The organism is Alicyclobacillus contaminans DSM 17975 (assembly GCF_000429525.1).
GTDB classification, from domain to species: domain Bacteria; phylum Bacillota; class Bacilli; order Alicyclobacillales; family Alicyclobacillaceae; genus Alicyclobacillus_A; species Alicyclobacillus_A contaminans.
On sequence record NZ_AUCA01000012.1, the window covers coordinates 17,171 to 43,380 of the forward strand.

General features: G+C 58.5%; 24 protein-coding genes, 1 pseudogene and 2 riboswitches. Of the genes and pseudogenes, 9 read left to right on the top strand and 16 right to left on the bottom strand.

Annotation, left to right across the window (positions count from 1 at the left end):
- Positions 1–65: 65 nt before the first annotated feature.
- The 6 genes from G463_RS24010 to G463_RS19200 form a co-directional block, all read right to left on the bottom strand.
- The gene (locus G463_RS24010) at positions 66–338 is read right to left on the bottom strand and encodes an RNA polymerase sigma factor (RefSeq protein ID WP_084171317.1); all 273 of its coding nucleotides are present in this window, start codon (positions 336–338) and stop codon (positions 66–68) included.
- Between the two features lie 192 nt (positions 339–530).
- Positions 531–1,562 carry a biotin synthase BioB gene (gene bioB, locus G463_RS19195; RefSeq protein WP_084171338.1) on the bottom strand — a complete coding sequence of 344 codons (1,032 nt, stop codon included), beginning with the start codon at positions 1,560–1,562 and terminating at the stop codon, positions 531–533.
- A gap of 260 nt (positions 1,563–1,822) precedes the next feature.
- A complete protein-coding gene (purB, locus tag G463_RS0106585; protein WP_026974525.1) occupies positions 1,823–3,130 on the bottom strand; it encodes an adenylosuccinate lyase in 1,308 nt (435 codons plus the stop codon).
- Positions 3,131–3,133: 3 nt separating this feature from the next.
- A complete protein-coding gene (gene purK, locus G463_RS0106590) occupies positions 3,134–4,336 on the bottom strand; it encodes a 5-(carboxyamino)imidazole ribonucleotide synthase (protein WP_026974526.1) in 1,203 nt (400 codons plus the stop codon).
- Entirely contained in the window at positions 4,314–4,805 is a 492-nt protein-coding gene (purE, locus tag G463_RS0106595; RefSeq protein ID WP_026974527.1) for a 5-(carboxyamino)imidazole ribonucleotide mutase, read from the bottom strand. Before purE ends, purK begins: the two co-directional genes overlap by 23 nt.
- Before the next feature lie 533 nt (positions 4,806–5,338).
- Complete coding sequence (locus G463_RS19200) at positions 5,339–5,905, bottom strand: MFS transporter (protein ID WP_169725437.1); 567 nt, start codon at positions 5,903–5,905, stop codon at positions 5,339–5,341.
- A 330-nt stretch (positions 5,906–6,235) separates the two neighbouring features.
- Here G463_RS19200 and G463_RS0106605 point away from each other — a divergent pair, with 330 nt between their 5' ends.
- The gene (locus G463_RS0106605) at positions 6,236–7,435 is read left to right on the top strand and encodes a thiolase family protein (protein WP_035486084.1); all 1,200 of its coding nucleotides are present in this window, start codon (positions 6,236–6,238) and stop codon (positions 7,433–7,435) included.
- A gap of 106 nt (positions 7,436–7,541) precedes the next feature.
- On the opposite strand, the gene G463_RS0106610 is transcribed toward G463_RS0106605, so the two are convergent.
- The 6 genes from G463_RS0106610 to G463_RS21645 form a co-directional block, all read right to left on the bottom strand.
- Positions 7,542–8,909, bottom strand: coding sequence for an NCS2 family permease (locus G463_RS0106610; RefSeq protein WP_026974529.1), 1,368 nt, complete (start codon positions 8,907–8,909; stop codon positions 7,542–7,544).
- Between the two features lie 19 nt (positions 8,910–8,928).
- Positions 8,929–10,467 carry a glutamine-hydrolyzing GMP synthase gene (guaA, locus tag G463_RS0106615; RefSeq protein WP_026974530.1) on the bottom strand — a complete coding sequence of 513 codons (1,539 nt, stop codon included), beginning with the start codon at positions 10,465–10,467 and terminating at the stop codon, positions 8,929–8,931.
- Positions 10,468–10,649: 182 nt separating this feature from the next.
- Positions 10,650–10,751: riboswitch (purine riboswitch) on the bottom strand.
- Between the two features lie 6 nt (positions 10,752–10,757).
- Positions 10,758–13,028 (bottom strand): transglutaminase TgpA family protein, encoded by a 2,271-nt coding sequence (locus G463_RS0106620; protein ID WP_026974531.1) that lies wholly within the window; start codon positions 13,026–13,028, stop codon positions 10,758–10,760.
- Positions 13,012–14,247 (bottom strand): DUF58 domain-containing protein, encoded by a 1,236-nt coding sequence (locus G463_RS0106625; protein WP_026974532.1) that lies wholly within the window; start codon positions 14,245–14,247, stop codon positions 13,012–13,014. Before G463_RS0106625 ends, G463_RS0106620 begins: the two co-directional genes overlap by 17 nt.
- A complete protein-coding gene (locus G463_RS0106630) occupies positions 14,244–15,227 on the bottom strand; it encodes an AAA family ATPase (protein WP_051322029.1) in 984 nt (327 codons plus the stop codon). The genes G463_RS0106625 and G463_RS0106630 overlap by 4 nt, the downstream gene beginning before the upstream one ends.
- Positions 15,228–15,352: 125 nt before the next feature.
- Positions 15,353–16,510, bottom strand: coding sequence for a murein hydrolase activator EnvC family protein (locus tag G463_RS21645; RefSeq protein ID WP_169725438.1), 1,158 nt, complete (start codon positions 16,508–16,510; stop codon positions 15,353–15,355).
- A 357-nt stretch (positions 16,511–16,867) separates the two neighbouring features.
- Between G463_RS21645 and G463_RS23135 the strand changes: the two genes are divergently transcribed.
- From G463_RS23135 to G463_RS0106660, 5 genes are all read left to right on the top strand, one after another.
- A complete protein-coding gene (locus G463_RS23135; protein ID WP_026974535.1) occupies positions 16,868–17,056 on the top strand; it encodes a hypothetical protein in 189 nt (62 codons plus the stop codon).
- A gap of 328 nt (positions 17,057–17,384) precedes the next feature.
- Entirely contained in the window at positions 17,385–18,041 is a 657-nt protein-coding gene (locus G463_RS0106645) for an MBL fold metallo-hydrolase (RefSeq protein WP_245575718.1), read from the top strand.
- A 287-nt stretch (positions 18,042–18,328) separates the two neighbouring features.
- Positions 18,329–18,390, top strand: a riboswitch (Fluoride riboswitch).
- Between the two features lie 50 nt (positions 18,391–18,440).
- Positions 18,441–18,842: a fluoride efflux transporter FluC gene (locus G463_RS0106650; RefSeq protein ID WP_026974537.1), complete on the top strand. Its 402-nt coding sequence runs from the start codon at positions 18,441–18,443 to the stop codon at positions 18,840–18,842.
- The gene (gene crcB / locus G463_RS0106655) at positions 18,839–19,201 is read left to right on the top strand and encodes a fluoride efflux transporter CrcB (protein WP_035486086.1); all 363 of its coding nucleotides are present in this window, start codon (positions 18,839–18,841) and stop codon (positions 19,199–19,201) included. Before G463_RS0106650 ends, crcB begins: the two co-directional genes overlap by 4 nt.
- Before the next feature lie 129 nt (positions 19,202–19,330).
- Positions 19,331–19,933: a manganese efflux pump gene (locus G463_RS0106660; RefSeq protein ID WP_026974539.1), complete on the top strand. Its 603-nt coding sequence runs from the start codon at positions 19,331–19,333 to the stop codon at positions 19,931–19,933.
- An 18-nt stretch (positions 19,934–19,951) separates the two neighbouring features.
- Here G463_RS0106660 and scpC read toward each other — a convergent pair whose 3' ends face one another.
- Positions 19,952–21,469 carry a succinyl-CoA:acetate CoA-transferase ScpC gene (gene scpC, locus G463_RS0106665; protein ID WP_026974540.1) on the bottom strand — a complete coding sequence of 506 codons (1,518 nt, stop codon included), beginning with the start codon at positions 21,467–21,469 and terminating at the stop codon, positions 19,952–19,954.
- A 255-nt stretch (positions 21,470–21,724) separates the two neighbouring features.
- On the bottom strand, positions 21,725–22,387 hold the full coding sequence (locus G463_RS0106670; protein WP_035486090.1) for a LytTR family DNA-binding domain-containing protein: 663 nt from the start codon (positions 22,385–22,387) through the stop codon (positions 21,725–21,727).
- A 365-nt stretch (positions 22,388–22,752) separates the two neighbouring features.
- On the opposite strand from G463_RS0106670, the gene G463_RS0106675 reads away from it, so the two are divergent.
- From G463_RS0106675 to G463_RS22795, 3 genes and pseudogenes are all read left to right on the top strand, one after another.
- Positions 22,753–22,944: a hypothetical protein gene (locus G463_RS0106675; RefSeq protein ID WP_026974542.1), complete on the top strand. Its 192-nt coding sequence runs from the start codon at positions 22,753–22,755 to the stop codon at positions 22,942–22,944.
- A 150-nt stretch (positions 22,945–23,094) separates the two neighbouring features.
- Positions 23,095–23,526, top strand: a pseudogene (locus tag G463_RS22210) (transposase); the annotation flags it as partial.
- A gap of 308 nt (positions 23,527–23,834) precedes the next feature.
- Positions 23,835–24,002: a hypothetical protein gene (locus tag G463_RS22795; protein WP_156900113.1), complete on the top strand. Its 168-nt coding sequence runs from the start codon at positions 23,835–23,837 to the stop codon at positions 24,000–24,002.
- Positions 24,003–24,334: 332 nt separating this feature from the next.
- Here G463_RS22795 and G463_RS0106690 read toward each other — a convergent pair whose 3' ends face one another.
- Together G463_RS0106690 and G463_RS23485 are read right to left on the bottom strand one after the other, a co-directional pair.
- Positions 24,335–25,423, bottom strand: a complete 1,089-nt coding sequence (locus G463_RS0106690) for a GerAB/ArcD/ProY family transporter (protein ID WP_026974544.1) — start codon at positions 25,421–25,423, stop codon at positions 24,335–24,337.
- A gap of 66 nt (positions 25,424–25,489) precedes the next feature.
- The gene (locus tag G463_RS23485) at positions 25,490–26,158 is read right to left on the bottom strand and encodes a spore germination protein (protein ID WP_245575719.1); all 669 of its coding nucleotides are present in this window, start codon (positions 26,156–26,158) and stop codon (positions 25,490–25,492) included.
- Positions 26,159–26,210: the final 52 nt, after the last annotated feature.

Consider the following 26,210-nt stretch of genomic DNA (forward strand, 5'->3'; position numbering starts at 1 on the left):
CTCAAGTTTCTTTGAGCGAGCGGCCTCCAATTCAATGGGCAAACCTCGTACGACATCTCCCTGTGTCACCGAGATTCAGTATTTGTACACCACATGCCAGGTCTTCCCCCCATCCGTGGTCGACAGGACCTCGGTTGCCGTAGATGCCCACCCCGTCTTCTGGATTGACCGCTATATTTGTGCCAGGACTTGAAGACTCGAAGAAAGATTTCCTGCATGGCGTCGTCTGCTTCGTTCCAGCCTCCCAGCATATAGCGAGCATATTTCCGAATTTCGTTACCGTACTGCTCGAATAACTGTTCAGTTGCCACCTTTGCAGGCGAATCCCGCTCTGTCACAAGGAAGCCCCCTTGCGTTGTATCTGACAGACATAGACTGCGGTTCTCTGAAGAATGTTACGGAATGAAGACAAAAACGTGCCCCTTGCAGTTCACGGAACACTGCAACAAAAGACGACGGCCCCGGCATACCATCCGGGGCCATCGTCTCCGTGGGGACATAACGAATTTTGAGGCTCTCCGTTGCATCGCTTACCGAGCCATCGAAGAAAGAACCTCCGCAACGCCTTCTCCGTCGCCTTCTATCTCAAACCCCAAGTCCGCAATCATCGCCCAGTCTGCATCTGGCGCCTGACCATCCGTGGTGAGGTAGTCTCCCACGAAAATGGCGTTGGCTGCATACAAACCCAATGGCTGCAAAGATCGCAGGTTCACTTCACGCCCGCCCGCAATCCGGATTTCCTTGCTCGGATTCACAAAGCGCATCATGGCGAGGATTTTCAGGCAGGCTTGCGGGGACAAGCGGGGTGTGTCGCCCAGTGGCGTGCCCGGAATCGGATTGAGAAAGTTACAGGGGATGGAGTCCACATCCAATGCTCGCAGGGCGAATGCAATCTCAACACGCTCCTCCAGGCTTTCGCCCATCCCGAAAATGGCGCCGGAACAGGGAGACATCCCACTCGCGCGGCTCTGTTGCACAGTTTCGATCCGGTCCTGATACGTATGCGTGCTGCAGATGTTGGCGTAGTGCGCCTGGCTGGTATTGAGGTTGTGGTTATACCGATCCACGCCCGCCTGCGCCAACCGCTCTGCCTGCGCGGGGGTCAATAGCCCGAGACAGCAACAGATCCGCAAATTCGTGGTGCGGCGAATTTCTTCCACGGCGGCCGCCACCTGCTCCACCTCCCGGTCGGACGGGCGTCGCCCCGACATGACGATGCAATACGTGGTGGCCTTGCGCGCCTGCGCTTCCGCCGCCCCGGCCAACAGCGTTTCCCGGTTGAGCAGCGGATACTTTGCCACCGGGGCTTCCGAAATCACCGATTGCGAACAGTACGCGCAGTCCTCCGGACACAACCCCGACTTGGCATTGATAATCATGTTCAATTTCACGCGATTGCCGTAATGGTGGTAACGAATGCGATACGCCGCCTGCAATAACGACAGCAGCTCGGCATCCGGCGTCTCCAGCATCGCCAGGGCATCTGCGCGCGTCACTTCCGCACCCGCCAGCACCGCGTCCGCCAAAGCAAGCCAGTCTGTCCCTCGATCCCGTTTCACCAACAACCCGCCTCCCTCGGAAAATCATTCCTACTCTCTCATTGTCAACTTTATATTTAAAATAGGTTAACAATCAAGCGCGGTTGTCCTTTCTTTCCTGTTTCGTGGCGTGCGGGGATGGTTGACGACCGCGAACACGGCTACTGTAAGATTCGGGAACGCTCTCCGAAACAAACAACCCTCGCAGGCATTCCCACGAGGGTCGCTTCTTTGGCTTGATAAAGATGTACAGACAGATGCACCCAGGCACGCGTGTCATTGCTTCATTGCGTCGCTTCCAACAGCCCCAGCCGCTCAAAAATGGTGTCCACGTGTTTCAGATGCCAGGACGGATTGAAACAAGATTGCAGTTCCTCCGGCGTGAGGTACTGCTGCACCAGCGGCGCCTCCTTGACAATCTCATAGAACGACCGTCCCTGTTCCCACGCCTGCATGGCGCAGGGCTGCACAGTATCATACGCTTCCTCGCGGGCGACGCCCTTATCAATCAGAGCGGTCAGCACGCGCTGGCTGTACGTGAGCCCGTAGGTGCGCTCCATGTTCCGCTTCATGTTTTCTGGATACACGTGGAGATCCTTCAATATCCGGTTCATCCGATTCAACAGGTAGTTGACCAGAATGGTCGCGTCCGGGAAGATGACGCGCTCCACGGACGAGTGGCTGATGTCCCGTTCGTGCCACAGCGGCACATCTTCAAGCGCCGGCACCACGTAGCCGCGAAGCACCCGCGCCAGGCCACTGATTTGCTCGCAGGACACCGGATTGCGCTTGTGCGGCATGGCCGATGAACCCTTCTGTCCCTTGTAGAACGGCTCCTCCACTTCTCGAATCTCCGATTTTTGCAACCCGCGAATCTCCGTTGCAATCTTGTCGAGCGACGTCCCAATCAAGCCCAGCGTAAAGATGAATTCGGCATGTCTGTCCCGTTGCAGCGTCTGCGTGCTGATGGGCGCGGGCTTGAGCCCCAGGTGTTCACAGACGTACTGTTCCACGAACGGATCGACATTGGCGTACGTGCCCACAGCACCGGAGATCTTCCCATATCGCATGCGTTCCGCGGCCGCGTTGAACCGCTCCAGATTGCGGATGAACTCAGCGTACCAGAGCGCCACCTTGAGACCGAAGGTGGTGGGTTCCGCGTGCACCCCGTGGGTGCGTCCCATCATCACGGTGTCCTTGTGCCGAATGGCCAGTTGTTTGAGCGTGTCCAGCAACTGTTCGAGGTCCGTGCGAATCAATTTGACCGCTTCCTGCAATTGCGCCGACAGCGCAGTGTCCACAACATCCGTGGAAGTGAGCCCGTAGTGCACCCATTTTCGTTCCGATCCGAGCGATTCCGAGACCGCCCGCGTGAACGCCACCACATCGTGCCGCGTTTCCTTTTCAATCTCGAGCACCCGATCCACGTCAAATCGCGCGTTGGCCCGAATTTTGGCGGCGTCTTCCTTGGGAATCACGCCAAGCTCCGCCCACGCTTCGCAGGCCAAGATCTCCACCTGCAGCCACCAGGTGAATCGTTGCTCCAAGGTCCACAGGTTTGCCATTTCCGGGAGACTGTATCTGTCAATCACGTGTCATATCCTCCGTTCATGCTGCCAAATCCCGACCTGCCGAATTTCCGCCAGGCCCGTTTCCACGTCGTCGCACAGAATGTTGATGTGCCCCATCTTGCGGTTCTTCCGCGCTTCCGCTTTCCCGTACAAATGCAGCTTCCAATGGCTCGGCCATGCTGTCTGTTTGTCCAGAACCGGCGCCAGGTGCTGCCCGAGGATGTTCACCATCACCACAGGCTGCCACAGCCGTACGTCTCCCAACGGCAGGTTGCAGATGGCGCGCACATGCTGTTCAAACTGGGACGTCAAGCACGCGTTCTGGGTGTAATGACCGGAATTATGCGGCCGCGGCGCCAGTTCGTTGACCAAGATCTCTCCGTCGCCCGTCAGAAACATTTCCACGCCGAGCACGCCGACCAACTGCAGCGACTCCGCAATTTGCCGGGCGATGGTTTGGGCTGTTTGGGCCACGTCATCCGGAATGCGGGCTGGGACAATGCTGACGTGCAAAATGTGATTCACGTGAACGTTCTCAGCCACCGGATACACCGCAATCTCCCCGCGCGGGCTGCGCGCGACCATCACCGACAACTCTTTCACAAACGGTACGAACTGTTCCAGAATCCACTCGGGTTCTGCCGGACGATGGCCGGGGGCCGTCTGCGCCTCCCCCACACGGCTCCACAGCAAACCGAGATCATCATCCGGCGCCAGCCGCCACTGGCCCTTTCCATCGTAACCGCCGCGCGCCGTCTTCAGGATGGCGGGGTACCCCAATTGCTTCACCGCCTGCCGCAAGCTTTGCAAATGGGTCACTTCAAGATAGGGCGCCACGGGCACCCCCGCCGCCTGCAGCGCACGCTTTTCCCGAACCCGATGCTGCGTCGTGTAAAGCAACTCAGCCCCCTGCGGAACGTAGGCCGACGCGGACAGCGCAGCGGTCACTTCCGCGTCCACGTTCTCAAACTCGTACGTCACCACGTCCGCTGCGGCCGCCAACCGTTCCGCAGCTGCCAGGTCCGCGTACGGCGCCGTGATGGCGACGTCCGCGACCTGGGCGGTCGGACATTGGCCATCCGGATCGAGCACCGCAATCCGATACCCCATCGCGCGGGCTTCCAATGCCATCATGCGCCCCAGTTGCCCACCGCCGAGAATTCCGATGGTTGCACCCGGCAGCACCGTTTTCGCAACGGCCGCTTCAGTGCGCGTCCGGATGGACATGCTCCATCACCGCCTTGGTCATTTCGCTTCGCCGTTGAACCAACTTGGCTTGCAGCGCGGGATTCTCCAGCGCCAGAATCTGGGCGGCCAGGAGTCCCGCGTTGGTTGCCCCCGCCGGGCCGATGGCGACGGTTCCCACGGCGACGCCTGCGGGCATTTGGACAATGGACAGCAGGGAGTCCAATCCGTTCAACGTGGAACTCTTCACAGGCACGCCAATGACCGGCAGCACGGTCTTGGCTGCCACCATCCCCGGCAGGTGCGCGGCGCCACCCGCTCCTGCGATGATCACTTTCAATCCTCTGTCCGCCGCCGTCGACGCGTACTCGAACATCCAGTCCGGCGTTCGATGTGCGGAAACAATTTTACGCTCATAGGGAATTTCCAATTGGTCGAGCACTTCGCAGGCCCTCGCCATGGTCTCCCAGTCCGATTGGCTCCCCATGATCACGCCCACCAGTGGTTGCATGCGTGCGCGCTCCTTTCACCCATGTCCAGTCTACAGGCACACGATTCGGCACGTCAATAAATCCGAACTATATACCATTGTAATCGAAAAACGTTCGAATAAAGTGACCGTTTGAGTGAAAAATCATGGAACTTCGTCCGTTCTTCGCGGTCGGACGGCCTGCCTGCGACGCCTGACAAAAAATCCCCTCGTATCACAGCGTGATACGAGGGAGATGAGGAGTGTAACAATGTTCAAGGGGGGATGCCGCTGGCCCCGCCTACGCCAGCGGCGATGGTGGCCACCTGCGCCACCCTGCCTACACCTCGTAGTGTAGGCGATAGATTTTAAGAAACCGTGGAGGACGTGTGTAGAGTTTGTAACGCCTTGGTCAGGCGCAGTCCACCTCGCGATGAGGCCACGCGGAGAGGCCCACAACCACGAGTCCCGCACAGGCGATGATGAGAAACGCTTCCTGAAAAGAGGGGACCATCTGAAACGCGCGCGCTCCACTCCCGCCCCCGTTTCGAATCCGCTGGCAGCAGCAGCACACCCTACAGCGCGCCCACAGCACCAACCGGGACATTCACGTAGAAAATGGCCTGCCAGCCAAACCACGTAATCAACGCTCCCCCGATGAGCGGACCGAGACTGAGACCGATGCCCTGGGCACTCGCCTGGATACCGATGGCCTTCCCCCGGTCACAGGCTGGCGTCGCCTCCGTCACAATGGCCACGCTGTTGGCCTGGAGCATGGCGGCGCCCACGGCCTGTACGATACGTGATGCGAACAATACCCACATCGCCGGCGCCCACCCGCAGAAAAACGAACCGATGATGAAAACGACAAAGCCCGTGCTGTACATCCAACGCCGTCCCAACATGTCGGACAGTCGACTGAATGGCACCATGAGCGCAGCCAGTGTCAGTATGTACGAGAGACTCACCCATTCAATCACCCGCATGTGCGTGTGAAAGTCGCGCTTCATCACCGGGAGCGCGATGTTGATGATGCTCGCGTCCAGCGCCGCCATGAATGCGCCCACACACACTGTGCACACCACCAGCCATTGGTAGCTCTTCCGGTGACAGACCGACGCCAGCGGGAATTGCACAACCATCTCTGCTTCCTCCTGTTGTCGCCGCACAGCAGCGGACGTACCTTCAACGGCTTCCATCGCCGCATCCAAACGATGATTCCTTATCCACAGGTATGGTACACATCCTCTGTTAAGATGCTGTAAATTTGCGATCCGCGCGGCACACAGGGCTTACCAATATACTGATGGCCCGCAAGGGTGTACAATAATTCTCAACCGGCCAAAGATTCCGTGATGTAAGCGGCTTCCCGAAACGGACACTCTGCGCCTTTGCGACCATTGGCTTGATACATCTGCACAGAGCCCGCCAACGGGGAATGTAAAATCCGGTAGAGTACCGAGGTGAATCGAGTGAACAGAAACGTTTGGATTGTGGCGTACAAGAGAACCCCCATCGGCCGCCAGGGTGGGGCTTTGAAACGGGTGCGCCCGGACGATCTCGGTGCGCATGTGATTGCGGGCGTTGTCCGCCAATCCGGGATTGAGCCGGCGCTGATTGACGATGTCTTCATGGGCTGCGCCAATCAGGCGGGAGAAGACAACCGCAACGTGGCGAGAATGGCGCTCCTGCTGGCCGGTCTCCCGGAACACGTGCCGGGCGTCACGGTCAACCGGCTGTGCGCGTCGGGACTGGAAGCGTTCAATCAGGCCGCGCGTGCCATCGCGCTCGGCGAAATGGACGTGGCCATAGCTGGCGGTGTGGAGAGCATGACTCGCGCGCCGCTGGTGTTGCTCAAGCCAGAAATGGCATACGCGCGCGGCAACCAGACGATGTGGGACACCACGCTCGGTTGGCGGATGCCCAACCCCAACTTTCCATATCCGCTCGAGAGCATGGGCGAGACGGCGGAAAACGTGGCGGAACAGTTTCACGTGTCCCGAGAGGATCAGGACGCATTCGCGCTCGCCAGTCAGCAAAAGGCCGCGGCCGCCAAGGCGCAGGGCATTTTTGCGGAGGAAATTCTGCCCGTCACCATTCGCGACAAGAAAGGGGAGGTGGTGGTTTCCGAAGATGAACATCTGCGCCCGGAGACCACGCTCGAATCCCTCGCAAAATTGCGCCCGGTCTTTCGAGACAACGGCACCGTGACAGCCGGCAACTCATCCGGCATCAACGACGGCGCCGCCGCGCTGCTGCTGGTTTCTGAAGATAAAGGCCGCGAACTGGGCCTGAAGCCCCTGGCCCGCTATGTGGTATCCGCGGCGGCGGGCGTGAGCCCCCGCGTGATGGGCATCGGGCCGGTGTTTGCCGTTCGAAAAGCGCTGAGCCGGGCTGGGTTGACCGTGGCCGACCTCGACTGGATTGAATTGAACGAAGCGTTTGCTTCGCAGTCTCTGGCCTGCATTCGCGAACTGGGATTTCCACCAGAGAAGGTTAACCCGCACGGCGGCGCCATTGCCCTCGGCCATCCACTTGGGTGTTCCGGCGCCCGCATCGTCGGCACGCTAGCCCTGCAGTTGCAACGCACCGGCGCGCGCTACGGCATGGCGACGCTATGCGTGGGCGTCGGTCAGGGTGTGGCCACCATCCTGGAACGGGTGGAAGCGTAACCAGATTGCATAGATGAAAGAACAAGGCTGCCCAACCGCCGCGAATGGCGGCGGGAGCAGCCTTGCTCCGGGAGCGCTTGAACCGGCAGCCGGCCTCGCGCTCGTGTCACAGCATCCAGCCGTAGCGCCACACTGCCAGAATCACGATGATAATCATCAGCCAATGGATTTTCGTATATTCCTTGCTGCGACGCAGCCACAGGAAAAAGTTGATGATCACGAACGATGTGAATCCGACCGCGATACCGTTGGAAATGCTGTAGGTCAACGGCATGGAAATGATGGTCAGGAATGCTGGCAGCGCAATGCCGAAATTGTCCCAGTCAATGTGCTTTACCGCGCTCATCATCAGCACCCCGACGATGATCAGCGCAGGTGCCGTCGCCTGTGCCGGAATGACGAGGGCCAACGGCGACAGAATCAGGGACACAATGAACAACACGCCAGTGGTGATGGCCGTCAAGCCCGTGCGGCCACCCGCGGCAATGCCGGAGCCGCTCTCCACAAACGCGGTGATGGTGCTCGTTCCGAGCAGAGCACCGAAACTGACGCCGATGGCGTCCACCAACATGGCGCGGCCAATTTTCTTCTGACCGTCTTCACCTTCCAGCAGTCCCGCCTTGGTGGCGGTGCCGACGAGCGTTCCGAAGGTGTCAAACAGCTCCACGAACGTAAAGGTGAACAGCGCCGTGACAAGACCGACGTCGAACACGCCCTTCAGGTCCAGCTTGCCGACGGCGAGGTGACTGAAGTTGGGCATCGACCAGTGGGACAGCCCGCTCAGATCGGTGATGCCGAGCGGAATCCCAATCAACGTGGTGACGACAATACCAATCAGAATGCCGGCCGGCACACGCAGCGCCATCAGGATGCCAATCACCAAGAGGCCAATCAACGTGAGCAGAGTGCCCTTGTCGTGCAGTGAAGCCAGATCCGGCAGCCACAGCGCATTGTCCATGAACTGCCCGGGCGCGAACTGGGTGGCCTTGTCGCCCACAAACTGCATCGTCATCAGGCCGCCGTCTTTGAACCCGATGATGGTGATGAACAGGCCAATGCCGACCGTGATGGCAAACTTCAGAGAGTCCGGCACCGCCGTGACCAGCAGCTGCCGAATGCGGGTGACCGTGAGAATGATGAACACAATGCCCGAAATAAACACCGCGCCGAGTGCCGTTTCCCACGTCATCATGGCGCCGGGGCGGTTGGCGGCGACCACCGCGAAATAGGCGTTCAGCCCCATGCCAGGTGCGAGGGCGATGGGAAAGTTGACCACCAATCCCATGAGCAGCGTGATGACGCCGGCACCGATACACGTGGCGAAGAAGACCGCCTGCGGGTCCATGCCGGTGCTGCTCAGAATCTGCGGATTGACAAACAGGATATAGGCCATCGTAAAGAATGTGGTCACACCCGCGGCGATCTCCGTGCCGACGGTGGTGTTGTGCTTGCGCAGTTGAAAGAAGGTTTCCAACCCCAAGTCCTCCTCTTTGTTATTCCCACTCAATGGTCGCCGGGGGCTTCGACGTGATGTCGTAAACCACCCGGTTCACTTCCGGCACCTCGTTGACCATCCGAAGCGAGATGTTCTCAAGCACGTCAAAGGGAATGCGCGCCCAGTCCGCCGTCATGCCATCCTGCGATGCGACCGCTCGAATCGCGATGGTGTGCGCGTAGGTTCGTTCATCGCCCATCACGCCCACACTCTGCACCCCTGTGAGCACAGTGAAGTACTGCCACACGTCTCGTTGGAGCCCCGCTTTGGCAATCTCCTCGCGAAGAATGGCGTCCGTCTCCCGCACCACGCGCAGCTTTTCTTCGGTCACACTCCCGATGATGCGAATGGCCAGCCCCGGTCCTGGGAACGGCTGCCGCCAGACCAACGAGGCGGGAAGCCCCAGTGCTTCTCCGAGTGCGCGAACCTCGTCCTTGAACAGCTCCCGCAGCGGCTCAATGATAGTGAAACGCATGTCCTCCGGCAGGCCGCCCACGTTGTGGTGCGATTTAATGGTCGCCGCCGTGGCCGTTCCACTCTCGATGATGTCCGTGTACAACGTGCCCTGCACCAGGAAATCGAACGGACCGAGGCGATCGGACTCCGCTTCAAAAACCCGGATGAACTCCTCGCCGATAATTTTGCGTTTGCGCTCCGGATCGACCACGTTGGCCAACTTGGACAGGAATCGATCCCGCGCGTCCACGCGGACCACGTTCACGCCCAGCTGTTCACCCAGGGAGGCCATCACCGATTCCGACTCCCCTTTGCGCAACAGGCCGTGATCCACAAAGACAGCCGTCAGCTGATTGCCGATGGCCCGATGGACGAGCGCGGCCGCCACAGATGAATCCACGCCGCCGGACAGCGCGCACAGCACCCGCTTGTCCCCCACCTGCTCGCGAATCTCCGCGATGGCGGTGTCGATGAGCGAAGACATGTTCCAGTCGCCAGCACAGCGACACACGTTGAACAGAAAATTGGATAAGAGCTGAGTTCCATACTCGCTGTGCTTCACTTCTGGGTGGTACTGCACGGCGTACAATTGTTTTTCCGGATGACTCATCGCGGCAATTGTCCCCGACGATGTCACCGCATCCTGCGAAAAACCTTCCGGCACCGCGGTGACGGCGTCACTGTGGCTCATCCATACGGATTGTTCCTGCGGCAATCCGGTGAACAGCGGGTGATCCGTGGTGGCAACCTGCAGGGTCGCTCGGCCGTATTCGCGCACGAAGCCGCGCTCGACCTTCGCCTGGTAGCGTTTGGCCAACAATTGCATGCCGTAGCAGATGCCGAGAATCGGCACCCCCAGGTCGTAGATGGCCGGATCCACATCCGGCGCGCCTTCCGCGAATACGCTGTTGGGTCCACCGCTGAACACAATCCCTTTGAGGTTCCGGGTCCGAAGCTCCGCTGCGGTCACCGTGTGCGGGAGCAGCTCTGAGTAGACGTTCAGTTCCCGAATCCGGCGTGCAATCAACTGGTTGTACTGCCCGCCGAAATCGAGTACAACAACAATCTCGCGCCCTGACATGGTGTCAATCTCCCCCTCGTTTCCCTCTGCGCGCGTGCGCGAAACGCATGTCCGATAGCCAACCACAAAAAGCCCCGACCCCTCGCTGCTCGATAGGGTTCCAAAACGAACCACACGACATACGAGGAATCGGGGCCCACGCGTAGCATGGCCAGCGACGCCATGCGCCTGCGCCGTATACTCCCGGAGCATGAGAACCTCGTAGTCGGACGATTTCCGGTCGTCCGGTAGAGACTGCTGAGCCATATTCCCAGCGTTATACGAGTGAGCGATTCAATTTCGACATTATTCTACGTTTCGTCCATGGTTTCGTCAACGGAATCTTTCTTCCGCGCCGTCCGCTGCGAGCGCTGCTGTGGATGAACAAGGGCCGCACGCACCCACGCCAGCCAGGTCCTGTGCGTCCGTTCTATTTCCTGCGGCGGAATCGGCTTGCCGCCGTACCAATGCGCTTCGGTCGTCGTTACCAGTTGACGGTAATCGTCGGGGGCGATGCCGTGCTGCCGAGCGGCGACTTCTAAATCCCTGAGGGTGGACGCCGGCTCGGCGAGCCCCGCCCGTTGCAGCAATCGGGTCAGTCGCCGCATGGCTGGGGTCAGCAAGGCTGCCGCTGGCTGTCGCCACATGCGCTGCACCCACCAAACCCGCACGGGCCGACGCAGCGCCAACAGCATGAGAACCGCCGCAGCCAAGATTCCGGCCACCCCGTCCAGAATCCAGCGCCCAATGCGCCCCCGGTTCACCGAACTGGAAGCAGCGACCGTCGAGTCCTTCGGCGCGGGGGTAGGTTTGACGACGGGTTTCGGGTTCGTCGTGTTGACGGAGGGTGATGGCGGCGTCACGGGCACCGGCTTATCGCTGGTGCTGGCCGGTAGGAACGGGAACGTGAAGGTAGGGGTGGGATCGAACGGGATCCACCCGACATTCGGAAAGTAGACCTCCACCCATGAATGGGCGTCCGCATTTCGGTAAATGTACCGCTGCCCCGGTCCGCTGTAGGACGCGTCTATGTCACCCGTAGCAAATCCTGTCACCCAGCGGGTGGGGATGCCCACGCAGCGCAGCAGCACTGCCATGGCGCTGGAAAAATTATTGCAATATCCGCGCCGACTATCGAACAGGAACTGATCCACATAGTCCTGATTCGCACCGGGGCGAGGAATATCCTCGGTTTCATACGGGTAGTGCGTCTGCAGGTACGTGAGCACGTTCTCCACAATCTGATATTCATCCACACTCTGGCCGGCCAATTGATTGGCGAGCTTGAACACGCGGTCGGGCAACTCCGGCAGTTGTGTGTACGTATCGCGGATGTCCTCGGGAAACGCCTGCGCGCGCGGTGACGACAACGGCGGCAGGTGCGACAGAACCGCCTCCGGATTCGTCAATTCGTAACTGGTGACGGTGTAGGTGGTGGGATTGCCCGGCGCGGACACTGTGTCCGACTCCTGTCCAAGAGCCAGCGCCGCATTCAGTGGCAACTGGATGCCGGACACCCGTTGCAGAGCGTACCCCCCAAACAGCACGCTCGCATGCAGTCCACTGCCGGGGAGGACGGTGATTTTCTGTTCCACCAGCCTACCGCTCACGTGGGCGGGCGGCGGGCTGTACGCCGCAAACGTATCCCCGGCGTTCACCGGAACCTGGTGTACGTAGCCGGTTTCCCACCCTTTTCCTGTGTAATAGTCGTAAACCTGGCCTCGGAGGTACGTGGGATAATTGGTGACCACCGACAGCACCGGTGTGTCGTTGGAGATGAAACTGCCGCCGAGGTGTTGGTTGTTCTCCTGGTATCCGATGGTCTGCGCCGGGCCGTCGCCCCCCTTGCCGGTTCCTCCCCACTGGCGCAGCGATTGCGTTGGATCCTCCCATACGGCGTCCGCTTTCGGGAGCGCCCAGCCCACCGTCAGTGATAGTGACAGCACTGCGGCCACGGGCGTGGCAAACCGAGCCGTGTTTGCAATTCGAAACGATGTTGCCGCCGCTTTGAGGCGATGGTATTGGAGCCAAGCCAGATGCGTGAGGAACAGGGTGAGCACCACCACCAACGCTTGGTTGGGGCGCACCGGCGTATTGCCGTCAATGGCCGCCAGGGCCACCAGCGCCAACAGATTGTACAGCACCCAGAGCCACCGCTTCCGGCACGCGTACACGACGAGCCAGTACAGGCCGCACACGCAGAACAGGAAGAGGTGGGTCTGGAGCGGATCTGTCAGAGCCAATTGTCCGCGCAACAGCGCGTTCATCTGCGCAAGCTCCTGACGGTTGATGGTGACAGCGCTCTGCACCCAGGCGCCAGGAGGCGCGAAGGCGTCATGGGATAGGCCGTAGTAGTAGACCATGTACCCTTCACTGACCAGCACAGCCATCGCGGCGCGAAACCAACGCCAGAGCGTGAGTTGAGCCAGCGACAGACCGACGAACACCATGATGAACGTGCCCGCGTTCACCACGATGCTTAGCTGCTCCATCGGATGAAAGAAGACGAACAGCCAGATGGCGGCCAATCCGGCCAAATACGCGCGTTGCCACCCGGTCGCGCCATCACCGCGAGCGGACATGCCAGTCACCTCCGCGCTGCAATTGTGACAGGGTTCCCACGCTCTCAATGGGGCGCACCCGAGCTCCCGCGGCCTGCAATCGCGCCATTCCCTCCACCCAGGCGGGCGGAATGGCTGCGCGCGGACGGGGCTGAACGGCAAACCATTCCACCGGCCCGCGCCGGCGCACCTTGGCCACCGCAGCTGCCGCAGCCATGTCGACCCGGGGAGAAACCACCACCAGCGTGGTGCCTGGCGGTATCTCCTGGACCAGTCGAACCAGGGTTTGCGGAAAATCGGCGGGGCCGTGGTTGGCGGCCATCGCCAACGCTTCCAGGCAGCGCAGCAACAGGGCCTCGTTGCAGCCGGGCGCAAGTGCGGTGAGCGAGGCCCCATGCATCATCAGCGAAAACATGCGGCGCTGTTCATACGCGTGCCGAATCAGTGAGGCGGTCACCGACATGGCCAACTCAAACGCTTCTGTGCCATCGAGATCTATATAACTGTCCTCGGCCAAATCCGGAATGAACAGCCATTCACTGGCCGTGTGCAACTCAAATTCCTTCGCCTGCAATTTACCTCGACGAGCGCTGGCAGGCCAATGAATCCGACTCAGCCGGTCGCCGGGCACGTAATCGCGCACGCCCATGACACTGCTGGATTCGTCCGTCCGCCGATGACTGGATTGGCGATGGCCCATGTGCTCCGCCTGGTGTCCGGTCCAGCCGTGGACCGGCACGGTCTGCGGATACACCAGCACCTCGTCGACATAGGGGACCATCCGCACCGTGCGTTGAAAGCCGAACATGTCGCCCGTTTCCAGGCGCGTGCCGCCAATCCGGTAGACGCCGCGCCGTACGTGGTCCACCCGGCTTGTGACCACTTGCTCCCGCCGCCACAGCGGTTGCAAGATATGCCCGGGCGGCTCCATATGCATACGCCAGGCCGCCGGGAGGTCATTCTCCACCCGCAGCCACAGCAATGGCCACAGGCCGCGTTGGCGAATGGTGACAGACACCGTCAGCGGCTGACTGGCCGACAGGCGGTGAGCTGACACGTGGCGAACGATGGTCACCCCGCGCAGTCCGACAAAAGCCACCACGGCTTCATAAGCTGCGATGCAGCACAGGACATAAAACAGGAACCAGGCGAAGAAGCCGCCCTGCACCTCTCCAAACACAAAGGCGGCCGCGAGAGAGAACAGCGCCGCAACGGCCTGCAGGATGCGCCGGCGCGTCATCTCCGGGAAACTCCCTCCAGCTCCGGTACAGGCAAGGCCGCGACGATGTCACCCACCAACGCGGGCACCTCCACGCCGGACAGCCGCGCATCGGCCGTGAGCAAAATGCGGTGCTGAAGCACGTACGGAGCGAGATAACGAATATCGTCCGGGACCACGTAATCCCTGTTGCAGATGTATGCGAGCGCTTTCCCGGCCCGAAACAGCGCCAGTGTCGCGCGAGGACTTGCGCCAAGGTAGATGTCTGGATGGCGGCGTGTGGCCTGCACCGTCGCCACCACGTAGCGCCGAATGACGTCGGCGACGTGAACGTTGGCGCAGGCTTCACGCCACGCCAAAACATCCTCCGGCTTCGCCACCGGCTGGAGGGAAGCGATGAATTCCGGATCGACCGAGCGATCCAGCATGGCGAGTTCCTCCTCCGCCGTTGGGTACCCCATGGCAAACTTGAGCAGGAATCGATCCAACTGGGCTTCTGGCAGCGGAAACGTCCCTTCGAAATCAATCGGATTCTCCGTCGCCAACACGAAAAACGGAGCTGGCAGCGCATACGTCGTACCATCCACCGTCACGCTGCGCTCCTCCAGTGCCTCCAGCAGCGCGGCCTGGGTCTTTGGGGAGGTGCGGTTGATCTCGTCCGCCAACACGACCTGTCCGAACACCGGGCCCGGGCGGAATTCAAAGGTGAGCCGCTGCGGGTTGTACATCGCCACTCCCGTCACATCGGAGGGCAGCAAATCCGGCGTGAATTGGATGCGTTTGAACTCACAGCCAAGGGAAGCCGCCATGGCTCGCACGAGCATGGTCTTCCCCACGCCGGGAACATCCTCAATCAGCGCGTGTCCCCCCGCCAACATGGCGACAAGCACGAGCCGTATCACATTCTCCTTGCCAATGATTACGCGCTGCACGTTGTCGACCACCGGTTGCAGCGCCGGACGCCACGCATCGAATGGGTACGCTTGCGGCGGTGTGGTCATCACGGAGCCCTCCCAGCATGCGGGCTTCACCTGCGATTTTCCCGCACGTCATCGCTGTCTTAGTACGATTCTATTAACGATTTTACGGGTATGATTGTTACAATAGGCCGGTACATTTTGGAGGTTCAACGAACATATCCCATGGGGTTCACTGAGATTGGAAAACCGGACGCGTCAAAGCCTTTGGCCACCGTGAAGTGCAGATGCGGTCCGGTGGATTCGCCGTTCGAGCCGACCGCGGCAATCTGCTGCCCGGTGTGCACCACCTGACCCGGGCTGACCTTGATCTCGTACGCGTACATGTGGCCGTAAATCTCCAACAGCCCCCCGCTGGACTCAATCACAACCCAATCCCCGAATCCCGTCGCGGGGCCGGCCAGCAGCACCTTGCCGCTCGTGGCCGCAACAATCGGTGTTCCGATGGGCGCAGGGATGTCGATGCCGTTGTGGAATTCTCGCGAACCATCGCTCCACGTCCGCCACCCGTAGCCGGAGCTGATGCTGGTATACCCGGGTACTGGCCACGTCCAGCCGGCTGCGGGGCCGGAATAACCGCCTTCCTGCGATTCGAGTTGCTGAATGAGCGACTGCAGATGCTGCATCGCAGCGTTTTCTCCTTGGAGCTGCGCTTCTTGGCTCAGCCGCGCATCATGGACTTTCACAAGCAGCGCACCCTCCTGTTGCTGGGCCGTTTCCTGCTGCTGCTTTTTCGCCATCAGCGCCCGTTGCTGCTGCTGCAGTTCAGCCAGGACAGCCTTCAACTGACGGTTCTGCGAATCCAACTGCCGCTTGCTGTCCTGAATTCCGTTGAGTACAGCCTTGTCCTGCTTCGCAATCATGGCGAGCAATTGAAATCTATCCAACATATCGGAAAAACTGGTCGACGAAAAGAGGACATCCAGATAGGAAGTATTGCCGTCCTCGTACAAGATCCGCAAGCGTTGCTCGAGCACGGCGTACTGCGCGTCGAGTTGCTTCTGTGTGTCCGCGATCTTGGATTGCAATTGATTGATCTGCGCTTGTTGTTTGGCAATGTTTGTGGTCGTGTCCGCAATGGACGACTGCAGATTCGAGATCTGTGTCTGCAACTGGCTAATCTGCGCACGCAAAGAACCCTCCTGCTGCTGCAGTTGGGCAATCTTCTGCTTCGTCTGCTTCTGTTGATTGGCCAAGTCCTGAGCCTGTTTTCGGGCGTCGGACAATTTGTCCGCATAGGCAGACACGGTCAGGCCACTCATCATGACAATCCCGGCCGCCACTGATACCACTGTCTGTCTATTCACTCTGCACATGCCACCTTGCCAAACCTGGATTTCAGGATTGAGACTTTCCTCTTCTCCGGTTTCGACAAAAGACAAGGCATTCCTGCACGAACAGACGTGAAGCCTTGACATTCGAGGCGGTTGACAGTGCGAGTTTGTCCACACACAACAGAAACTCGCGCGTATAAATAAGACATGCCTGTGGGGAACATCGTACATGCTCCCCCCTCCTCCGCCCCCACAGGCATGCTTTACCTTCCGACACTCCGGCTTCGGCCCATCCGCCACCCGCACAACGCCTTTCTTTCGTATGGGAACCATGGGCAACGGATAAGCTATTCTCTGTGTGAACGTACCCACAGCGAGGGAGTGTCCCCGATGAACATGAACGACGTGCAATTCGCGCATTTGCCGCCTCAGCATGTGGACAAAATTCGCCGATTGGAGCAAGAATTGGCGGTTTCGCTGGGAGCGTCCGTCATTCTGCTCGCCTATGAGCCCCGGAGTGGTGAAGATGCGCAGCGACTGTCGCAATCGGTTCAATCTCGCCTTCGCATGCTCAAATAGCGCACTGGCCCATAACTAACTGGAGACAGCCCCCGAATGGAAGCACTCGGGGGCTTGTCGTTCCGCCTGAACATGGCGTTCAGGCGGAACGTGAGCGGCGCAGAACAACCTGTTTACCCACCATGCCCCCTGCGGCAGCGAAGAGGGCGGCCAGAGGAATCCACATCCACCATTTCACAGTTCATCACCCCGCATAGATTGCATCCAGGGGACGAGTTCATGCTGGGAAATTCATCAAACGAAAAAAGGACGAGGAAGATCCGCATACACCCGCCAATCTCCCTCGCTTCCCTGTTAGAATTGTAGCGTACAGGCGTCGGGCCCAAGCATGCAGCACCAGAGCATGGTGCAGGAGGTGACCACAGCCATGCAGATTGCGAAAAACGTACACTGGATCACCCGGGCCAAAGGCAGTTATGTGTACCTCGTTTTGGGAGACGAACCAGTGCTGATTGACACAGGTATGCCCAACCGTGGTCCGGACATCCTGGAGGAACTCCGGGAACTGGGCATCCGCCCTCAGGATATTGCCCACATTGTGCTCACGCATCACGACGTGGACCACATCGGGAATGCCAAACATCTGAAAGCCTTGTCCGGCGCGACCTTATGGGCACCGGAGCGAGACGTTCCATACATCCATGGCGCAGCACCAAGGCCAGGCATCAAACGCGCCATCGCTTCACTCGTCCGCCACGAACGGCCGGAGGTGGACCGCATATATCAAGCTGGACAAACGGTCGGCGGCCTGGAGGTGATAGAGACCCCGGGGCACACACCGGGCCACGTGTCATTTCGCTACCAGGACATCCTGTTCCCCGGGGATTTGGTGATGACCCGTCGCGGAAAGATTGTACCGAGTCCCCGCTTTCTCGCTTGGGATCACCGCGTTCTGATGCAGTCCATTGACTCGGTGCGTCGACTGACGTTTGACTGGGTTTGTCCCGCTCACGGTCAACCGGTGCGGCGGACGCCGCTGTTCTGAGACGACAGCTGACCATCTTTTTGACGACCATGCACAGACGTCCGTCGAAGTGGATACAATGGTGTCAACCCAACTCGGCTCAACCGAATCCTCAGTGGTGGAGTTCACTGGAGCTGAATCGCCGCTCGGTGATTGGCTCGAATTGCGATGTTCGCCAATGACTCCTGTCCCATGCGCCGCGGGGCAGGAGTTCTTTATGCCCCCTCTGCTCTTCGTTGGTCCGACTCCCAAGAGACTTCCGGCAGAACACCTTGTATCTGGGCGCGAACGGGATACAATAAGGGTAAGCTTTCACAGGTGATGGGGCTCACCAAAACCGCCAAATTCGGCTGATGGCTCCTACGGGTACGCACCGCGGCCCGTAGGAGCCCATTTGTTTTTCGGAAGGGGGTTATCCGTATGATCTACATCGCACTGGTGGTGGGCGGCATCGTAGGAGGTCTGCTCCGCTATGCCATGGAAACCTGGCTTCCCGCGCCGTGGGATTTCCCTTGGAGCACCCTGTGCATCAATCTGACGGGATCGTTTATATTGGGCCTCTTTTACCAAATTTCCCAAGAACGGCTCATCCCGCCCTGGATGCGGATTGGCTTTGCTGCTGGCGTCATCGGGTCATTCACCACATTTTCGACATTTTGCTTGGAAACATCAGACCTGTTCTCCGTTCATCTCGGTCTGGCGGCACTGTATGCCCTGGTCAGCATGATCGGCGGCCCCCTGTTGGCATGGCTGGGAGATGCCACCCCCGTCCTGCTCCGACATTGGTCACGGCGCCAGGCGACGGAGGAACCCTACTCATGAGCGGCGCAACCCTGTGGTTGGTTGCACTCGGCGCGGCCTTGGGTGCGGTGGCCCGCTACGAAGCGGGGCGCTGGATGGGGCGTTGGCAGTCGGGAGCGTTTCCTTGGAACACGTGGTTCATCAACGTGTCGGGATGCGTTCTGCTCGGTGTGCTTTATGTGCGGCTGCAGCAAGGACAACTGAATCCACATCTGTGGCTGCTCCTGGGCACCGGATTCTGTGGGGCGTTCACCACATTCTCAACGATGTCTGTGGAAACACTCCAGCTCATCCGCAGAAATCCCTGGGCGGCTCTTGCCTACCTGTTAAGTTCTATCGTTTGCGGCGTCGTGCTGATCTGGCTGATTTTATGGATGTGAAGTGACGAAAGTGCCGTCCATCTGGCGTTTCATTGGAACTCACGACTCTATTCGGCTGCTGCCTAACACCGACTGCCACTTCCGTCCATATGGTGAAACCATGCAGAATTGTCGGGGATGGTGCGGCACATGGTGGAAGGGCAGGCGATGCAGTGGCTGATGGTCGTTGGCGTGGCCATGCACGTGTCCATGGACACTGCATCACAATCCGCGCCGGAATGGCGCGACCGTAGAACCGCGTTCGGTCACGCAATGGCCGTGGCAGGCACCGGTGTCACCGGATGGGCGTGTGCGGACGCTGGCGCGCACGTGGCTGCTGCACTGGGGCCATTTCGCGCCTCCCTGTTGGGATGGCTCACACTGCTGGTTCTGGGCTTATGGACGCTGTCCCATGCGTTTTGCACAGAAGCCAGGCGGTCCATGGACAGCCGGCCGACGTCTCCGGAAACAACGGAGGCGCCGCCGACCCAGTTCGACCGTTGGATGATCCTCACCCTCGCGCAGGGCCTGGATGCCGTGCTGACCGGGCTTTCACTCGGGCTTCTGCACATCGCGCCCACAGTCAGCGCCCTGACCATTGGACTGGGTCAGGCCGGTGCCGGGTTGCTCACACGCTGGCGGCCAGCGGCCCCGTCCCTGTGTCTCCTCCGCCAAACCCTTCAGGCAAACGCCGGCGGACTGCTTGTTTTCCTCAGCCTGTTATGGTTCGGTAGCCACGGGTGGCTTTTCTGAGTCCACCCGCGAAGGTGATTACATGACAGGCACCAAGCTCTCGGCTTCCCGCATGTCGCCGGTCTCCATGAAGCGCTGATGCCAACTCAGAGCTTCTGCGAGGAGGTGCGGAGTTTGCCCTCCGTGCGCCGACGCGCGTCGGAAGTAGTCCATCAAGGCATCGCGATACATCGGATGAGCGAGGTTCTTGATGATCTCCACAGCCCGTTCCCGGGGAGACAATCCGCGCAAATCCGCGATGCCCTGCTCCGTCACGAGAACATCCACATCATGTTCAGTGTGATCCACGTGTGTGACAAACGGAACCACACAGGAGATGCGCCCGTCTTTCGCGACAGATTTGGTCACGAAGATGGTCAGCGCCGCGTTTCTGGCAAAGTCTCCGGATCCGCCAATCCCGTTCATCATCTGAGTGCCGCCGACATGAGTGGAATTCACGTTTCCGTAGATGTCGACTTCGAGCGCCGTGTTCATCGCGATGATGCCAAGCCGCCGAACCACCTCCGGGTGGTTTGAAATTTCTTGCGGCCTCAGCACAATCTTATCGCGATAGCGATGAATGTTTCTCATCACGTGCTCGGTCATCCGCTCGGACAAAGTCAGTGACGACGATGATGCAAACACCACCTTGCCCGCATCGAACAGATCGAACACCGCGTCCTGCATGACCTCGGTGTAAATCTCCAGGTCCCCGATGGGCGACGCGGCAAGACCACTCAGCACCGCATTGGAGACGGAACCAACGCCGCTCTGTAAGGGAAGCAGGTTTTTGGGCAGCCGTCCGCGGCGGATCTCGTGTTGGAAAAAGTCCAAAATATATTCCGCCATCCGCTGTGTTTCCGCATCCGCCGGAACAATGCTCGACGGCGTGTCTTTGCATTTGGACGGCACAATTCCGATGATTTTGTCCGGCGAGCAGGGAATGTAGGGGGTCCCGATGCGGTCCCGCACATTCCGGATGGGAATGGGCGCGCGATGGGGCCTATCCTCCGGAAGGTAGATATCGTGCAGCCCTTCGAACGCTTCCGGTATTTCCGTATTCAATTCCACAATCACGTGCTTTGCCCGCTGCACGAAAATCGGGCTGTTTCCAACTGACGTTGTCGGAATAATGCCTCCGTCCTCCGTGATGGCGGTCGCCTCGATGATGGCCAGATCCATCTCGCCCAGACAGCCGCTGCGCAACAATTCGGCGGTGTGGCTCAAATGCTGATCCACATACGTCACTTCTCCCCGATTGATGCGCTTTCGCAGACTGGCGTCCGACTGATAGGGTAAGCGGCGTGCAATCAGTTGATGCTCCACCAGAATTCCGTCCGTTTCACCTAGAGATGCCCCCGAATAGAGGTTGATGCGCAGGGTTTCTCCGCTCCGTTCCACCCGACGAGCCAGCGCTTGCAGCACCGCCTTCGCATCGCCTGATTTGGTGAATCCGCTTACGCCAATGGTCATTCCATCTTTTATCCAGCTCTGCGCCTCTTCGGCGGTCATCATTTTGGCTTGCAACCCACGATGTCGAATTCTCTGTTCCAGCACGCCTCATCACCTCGCATATCCAGAAAACGCTTTCTACCATGCAGTATAGCGTGGTGTTCACACAATTGTCCCGTTTCATGGACATACAGCGTTATTCTTGGATGAACCGCGAGGATGAGCGATATACAGCAGTCGCTGTACCGTTCCGCAAGCGAAAACACCACGTGTGAAATGAGACGTGGGATTGCGCGTGGTACGGCTTTCGCAGTCGTTGTGGACACCCTGAGAAACACGCCGATACGCCGTCTGCAGTGTCTAAAATTCGAGCGATTCCCGCAGGTACTTCACATACGCGCGTCCAACAGACAATCGGGTGTGCGACTTGTTTCGCAGAATGACTTGGAGGTGTGAACGATCGCCCCGTTCAATGTAGTCGATGTATCCGATGTTCACAATGAATGAACGGTGGATCCGCACAAATTGATGAACAGGCAGTCGCGCTTCAAGCGCCTGAATGGTGTGGTTCGTGGTAAATTCATGCGTGTCCGTGTAAAACCAGGTTTTCTTCTGATAACTTTCAAAATGTGTGATCTCTTCCACAGGGACAGGCCGCCACAAATAATTGTCCTGACCCATGACGAAGCGCAAGGGTCGCTGCGGCGCGGTTTGCCGCGGCGGCAAAATCACGGTCAGTGCCGACTGTCGGCCGTCCGCTGTGGTCAGCGGATATCCCAGTCCGTAATACGGAATTCCAAACACGGAAGCGTCGACCTCAGATTCGACTCGCGCGTGTCGTTGCAGTACACGGTGCGCGATGCTGCCCGGCCGCACCGCATCACCTGGACGGATGCGCAAATCGTGCGCGCCTGGACGATAGGCCACATATCGGCGGTTGTCAGCTACTGCAATGGATGCGCTTTCGGGGAGCCAGTCCTTTAAGACCTGTGGAAGCTGTTCAAACCAGGACGCGTCTGACACACCATGTCCCTCCCTGCACAATGTAAGGCCCATCGATATCATACCAAACAGGAAGGCAGTTCGTGGTGGGAACTGGCGCACACGGTGCTCAGCCCATTCAGCCGGTGTCCTATGGGATAAGTCCACAAATTCCATCTCACGCGCTGCAAATCGGCTTGCGCCTTGGTTCAAAGATTGGCTCACGGGCACCCCTGCCCACGCACAGTTCACCCGAAGTTTGCACCATTCGGAGCGCCGGTATCCACCGACCTCATCCCACACTAAAGCATTGGTCAGGAAGGCTTTTTCTCAAGCGTGTCGAAATGATCCGGAACATTCTAGTCAGCATATGCTGTAGAAACACTTCTGCAAATGAGGGGATAAGCATGAACTTTTCCTTTGTCGGCCCCGCAGCCGCGCCATTCATTATCCTTCCAATCCTCATGCCCATTGCCGCTTTGGTTCTAGCGATTTATGTGGTTGTCTGCATTCAACAGATCAAGAAATCCACTCAGGAAGCAGCACTCGAACTCAAGGAAATTCGCAGATTGCTGTCAGAGTACACCAGGCAAGGCTAGAGCATCTCCTGATGGCCGCCCCGGCAATGAGTCGGTACGCTGAACGCGGCGCATCAATCAGGGGCGAGCGTCCTGAAGGGTCTTCTCAGAAGCGCGTGGATTTCCCCTGGGTAGAGTCTCATTAGGTAGTGTAAATTCAGCGGCGCACTTTTGGAGCTGATTCGCAAGATTGGTTTGGAGGGTGGGGATATCGATTTTCTGCGGGAAGGTTTGAAGGTTCTCACCGAAGCGGTGATGGATGCCGAGGTCAGTCAACTCTCGGTGCTGAACGCTTTGAACGAAGCAATCAGCGCAGGAATTACCGCAACGGGTACCGACGAGCATGGGACACGAGGGTTGGAACCATTGAATTGCAAATTCCCAAGCTCCGGAAGGGCAGTGATTTCCCCAGCTTGTTAGAGCCACGCCGGCGGGCAGAGAAAGGCATTGCTCAATGTCGGCCAAGAAGCTTATGTACACGATGTGAGCACCCGTAAAGTGGATGAACTTGTGGAATCGCTCGGTGTCAGCGGAACCAGCACACAGCCTACGGGGGAGACGGCAAAGGAGCAACTTGGATTGGTCGTCACCCAGCTCAAGAACTGATTTCCCCACGGCTCCTCATCGCTCCATTCTCATCATACTCCGCTGCTTCCTCTGGGTCGGGGAACGGCGGTGGCTGAGTGTTGTCAAGCAGTGGCAGTGGCACCGACACGACATCCGTAAAGCCTGAGAGTACCGAGCTACTACAGTTCAGGGCGTATATTGGCCCCTCCACCACGAGACATGAGTAGAGTCCGGTATGCTGTGTAAAAAGGGATGGCACCCCGGGGGATAAAATAAGAGCCATCCGCCCCTCTTTGGTAGAATGTGAGATTGGACAAAACCACATAACCAGGAGGGAAACGAAGATGGCTCAATACCAGATTACCCTGAATGACGAATCTTTGAAAGACCTCTTTCTGCAGGATGGGGGTGTGGTGAAGCGGAGAGAGTGGCGAGAGAGAGTGCTTTTGGAGGCATCGCAGAGCACAACGAAGCAGACGCCGTGTACTGCCCGGTGTGCGGCTTCGAGATAAAGAAGTGAGAGGCTACTGCCCGTGGTACCGGAATTGCGGCTACAAAGGCGTGTGTGGGGATCCGACATCATGAAATCGAACCACCACAATTTCTTCATACATTAGCTACATGATCGTAACACCAGGCTTGTACACTATGCGTGTAGGCAGGGCGACATGAGGGGTCGCCACAGTCACCGGCGAAGGCGGGGCTGGTGACATTACCGGACTAGTATTCAACTGCGCTGTGCATATCCATATGTGACGCTCGCTGATCTGAGGCGGGCGTCTTGTTTGATTCCTGCCCCAGTAGATGATGCATTGACCACTGATGAACCCCAGGTCACTTCCGTTTAACGTTGCGCTCGCTTACGGAGTTTCATCACCATGACAGCCAGAAGGGGAATACAAACTAACGTCACCACAAAATAGGCTGGCGCTACAGACATGATGAAGTGCTCCATCTGTGCCTCGGTGCGAAAGCATGCTATACTACCGGCCCACAGCAATAAGCCGCCGGAAAACGCCACAACACGGTACGAGGACAGCTTGAACACGTCCTTCATCCCTTCGCACCAAGCATAGTGAAACACAGCCAGTTTGATGAAAATGGTCGAAATCACCCCCATCACGTACAGGGTATCTAGGCGTTCCAGGAAACGGCTGACGCGAATGCTGCGGACGACCTCAAGCACCGGATACTGGAGATAACTAGCGGACTGCCCCACCACGCCTATTGTGATCACCATCAGAATCGTCGCGACGACGGTCAAGATACAGGCGGAAATGATCATATCTTTGGGAAGGGTTTGACTGTTGCGCAAGACGTGTGCAAATTGCAGGCCAATCAAAAGCTCCAATGCATAGGTGAGGTCCGGTACGACCGCACCGCGTAATACCGACTGCCAGCCATTAGCGAGCACAGGCATCAGTTGAGCAACATCCACATGCTGCAAGGACAGTCCGATGAGAAGGGGAACCACAAGAAACGCCAACGGCACGATAAAATCACTGTCGCGCATGACGACCTCTGAGCCCATGTACACGGCGTAGGAAACCGCAACCATACTAAAGAATCCGAGCACATACTCCGGTGTTTTCGGCATGATAGTGTTTCCAACAAACAACTCCGCCTCACGGAGGACAGTACAGTTGATAATGTACAGCCAGATAAGGAACCAGAGACCCAAGACGCGCCCGAGCCATGGTCCTAATGCATCGATAAGTCCGCTGGTCAACGAGCGGTTTGGCAACGCATAAACGAACAGTGCCGCGACGCTGGCAGACAACAGGCCGCCGACCGAAAACAAGAGACCCACGATCCATCCATCACGGACGGTAAATTGGGCAATAACGAAAGGGACCGTAACGATGGCCGTGCCAATAACACTCCAAGATAGAGCGAATATGATTTGGACTCTGGAGATCTCTACCTTCGACATCGGTGGTTAGCCCCCGAATGGATTTTGTACAGTCATTTTCGGACTGGGCCGTCGCTTGAAACCATCTCATCTCTTCCCCTTGCCAATGTGAGACTCATTGGACGGCTGCGGTACCCGACTGCGGTTTCTAACGCTGTCGACCGGTTCAAGCGACGCCGGACGTGTTTTAACCATAAACCAGGGAGCTCGAAAGAATGTATCCTTCATTTCTGACCAGTTGAACGGCGCAATCGGCGCCATGTAAGGAACTCCGAATGAACGGAGCGAAACGAGATGAGTAACGAGGATGAGGCCGAGGGTTACAATGCCGACCAGTCCGAAAAAAGCGGAAACGATGACAAATGCAAATTGAATAAGCCGGCTTGAATTCACAAACCCGTACGCCGGTAGAGCAAACGAAGCGATCCCGGTCCCAGCCACCACGATAACCATGGCCGGTGACACCAGACCTGCACGCACCGCCATATCGCCTATAACGAGCGTACCCACAATACTCACAGATTGCCCGACCGCCCTAGGCAGCCGCGAACCTGCTTCACGCAAGGCTTCAAAAGCGCCCATCATTAAGAACGCTTCCACTACGGTCGGAAAGGGAATGCCACGATGCTGGGAAGCTACACTGATCAGCAACGGCGTCGGCATCAGGTCTTGGTTGTAAGACAATATCGCCACGTACAGGGACGGCAATAAAATGGAAGTCCAGTATGCGATGTGGCGCAAAACGCGAATGAACATCGTTAGATGTGTAGTTGATGTAGTAGTCTTCGGCCGAAACCAAGAAATTGAT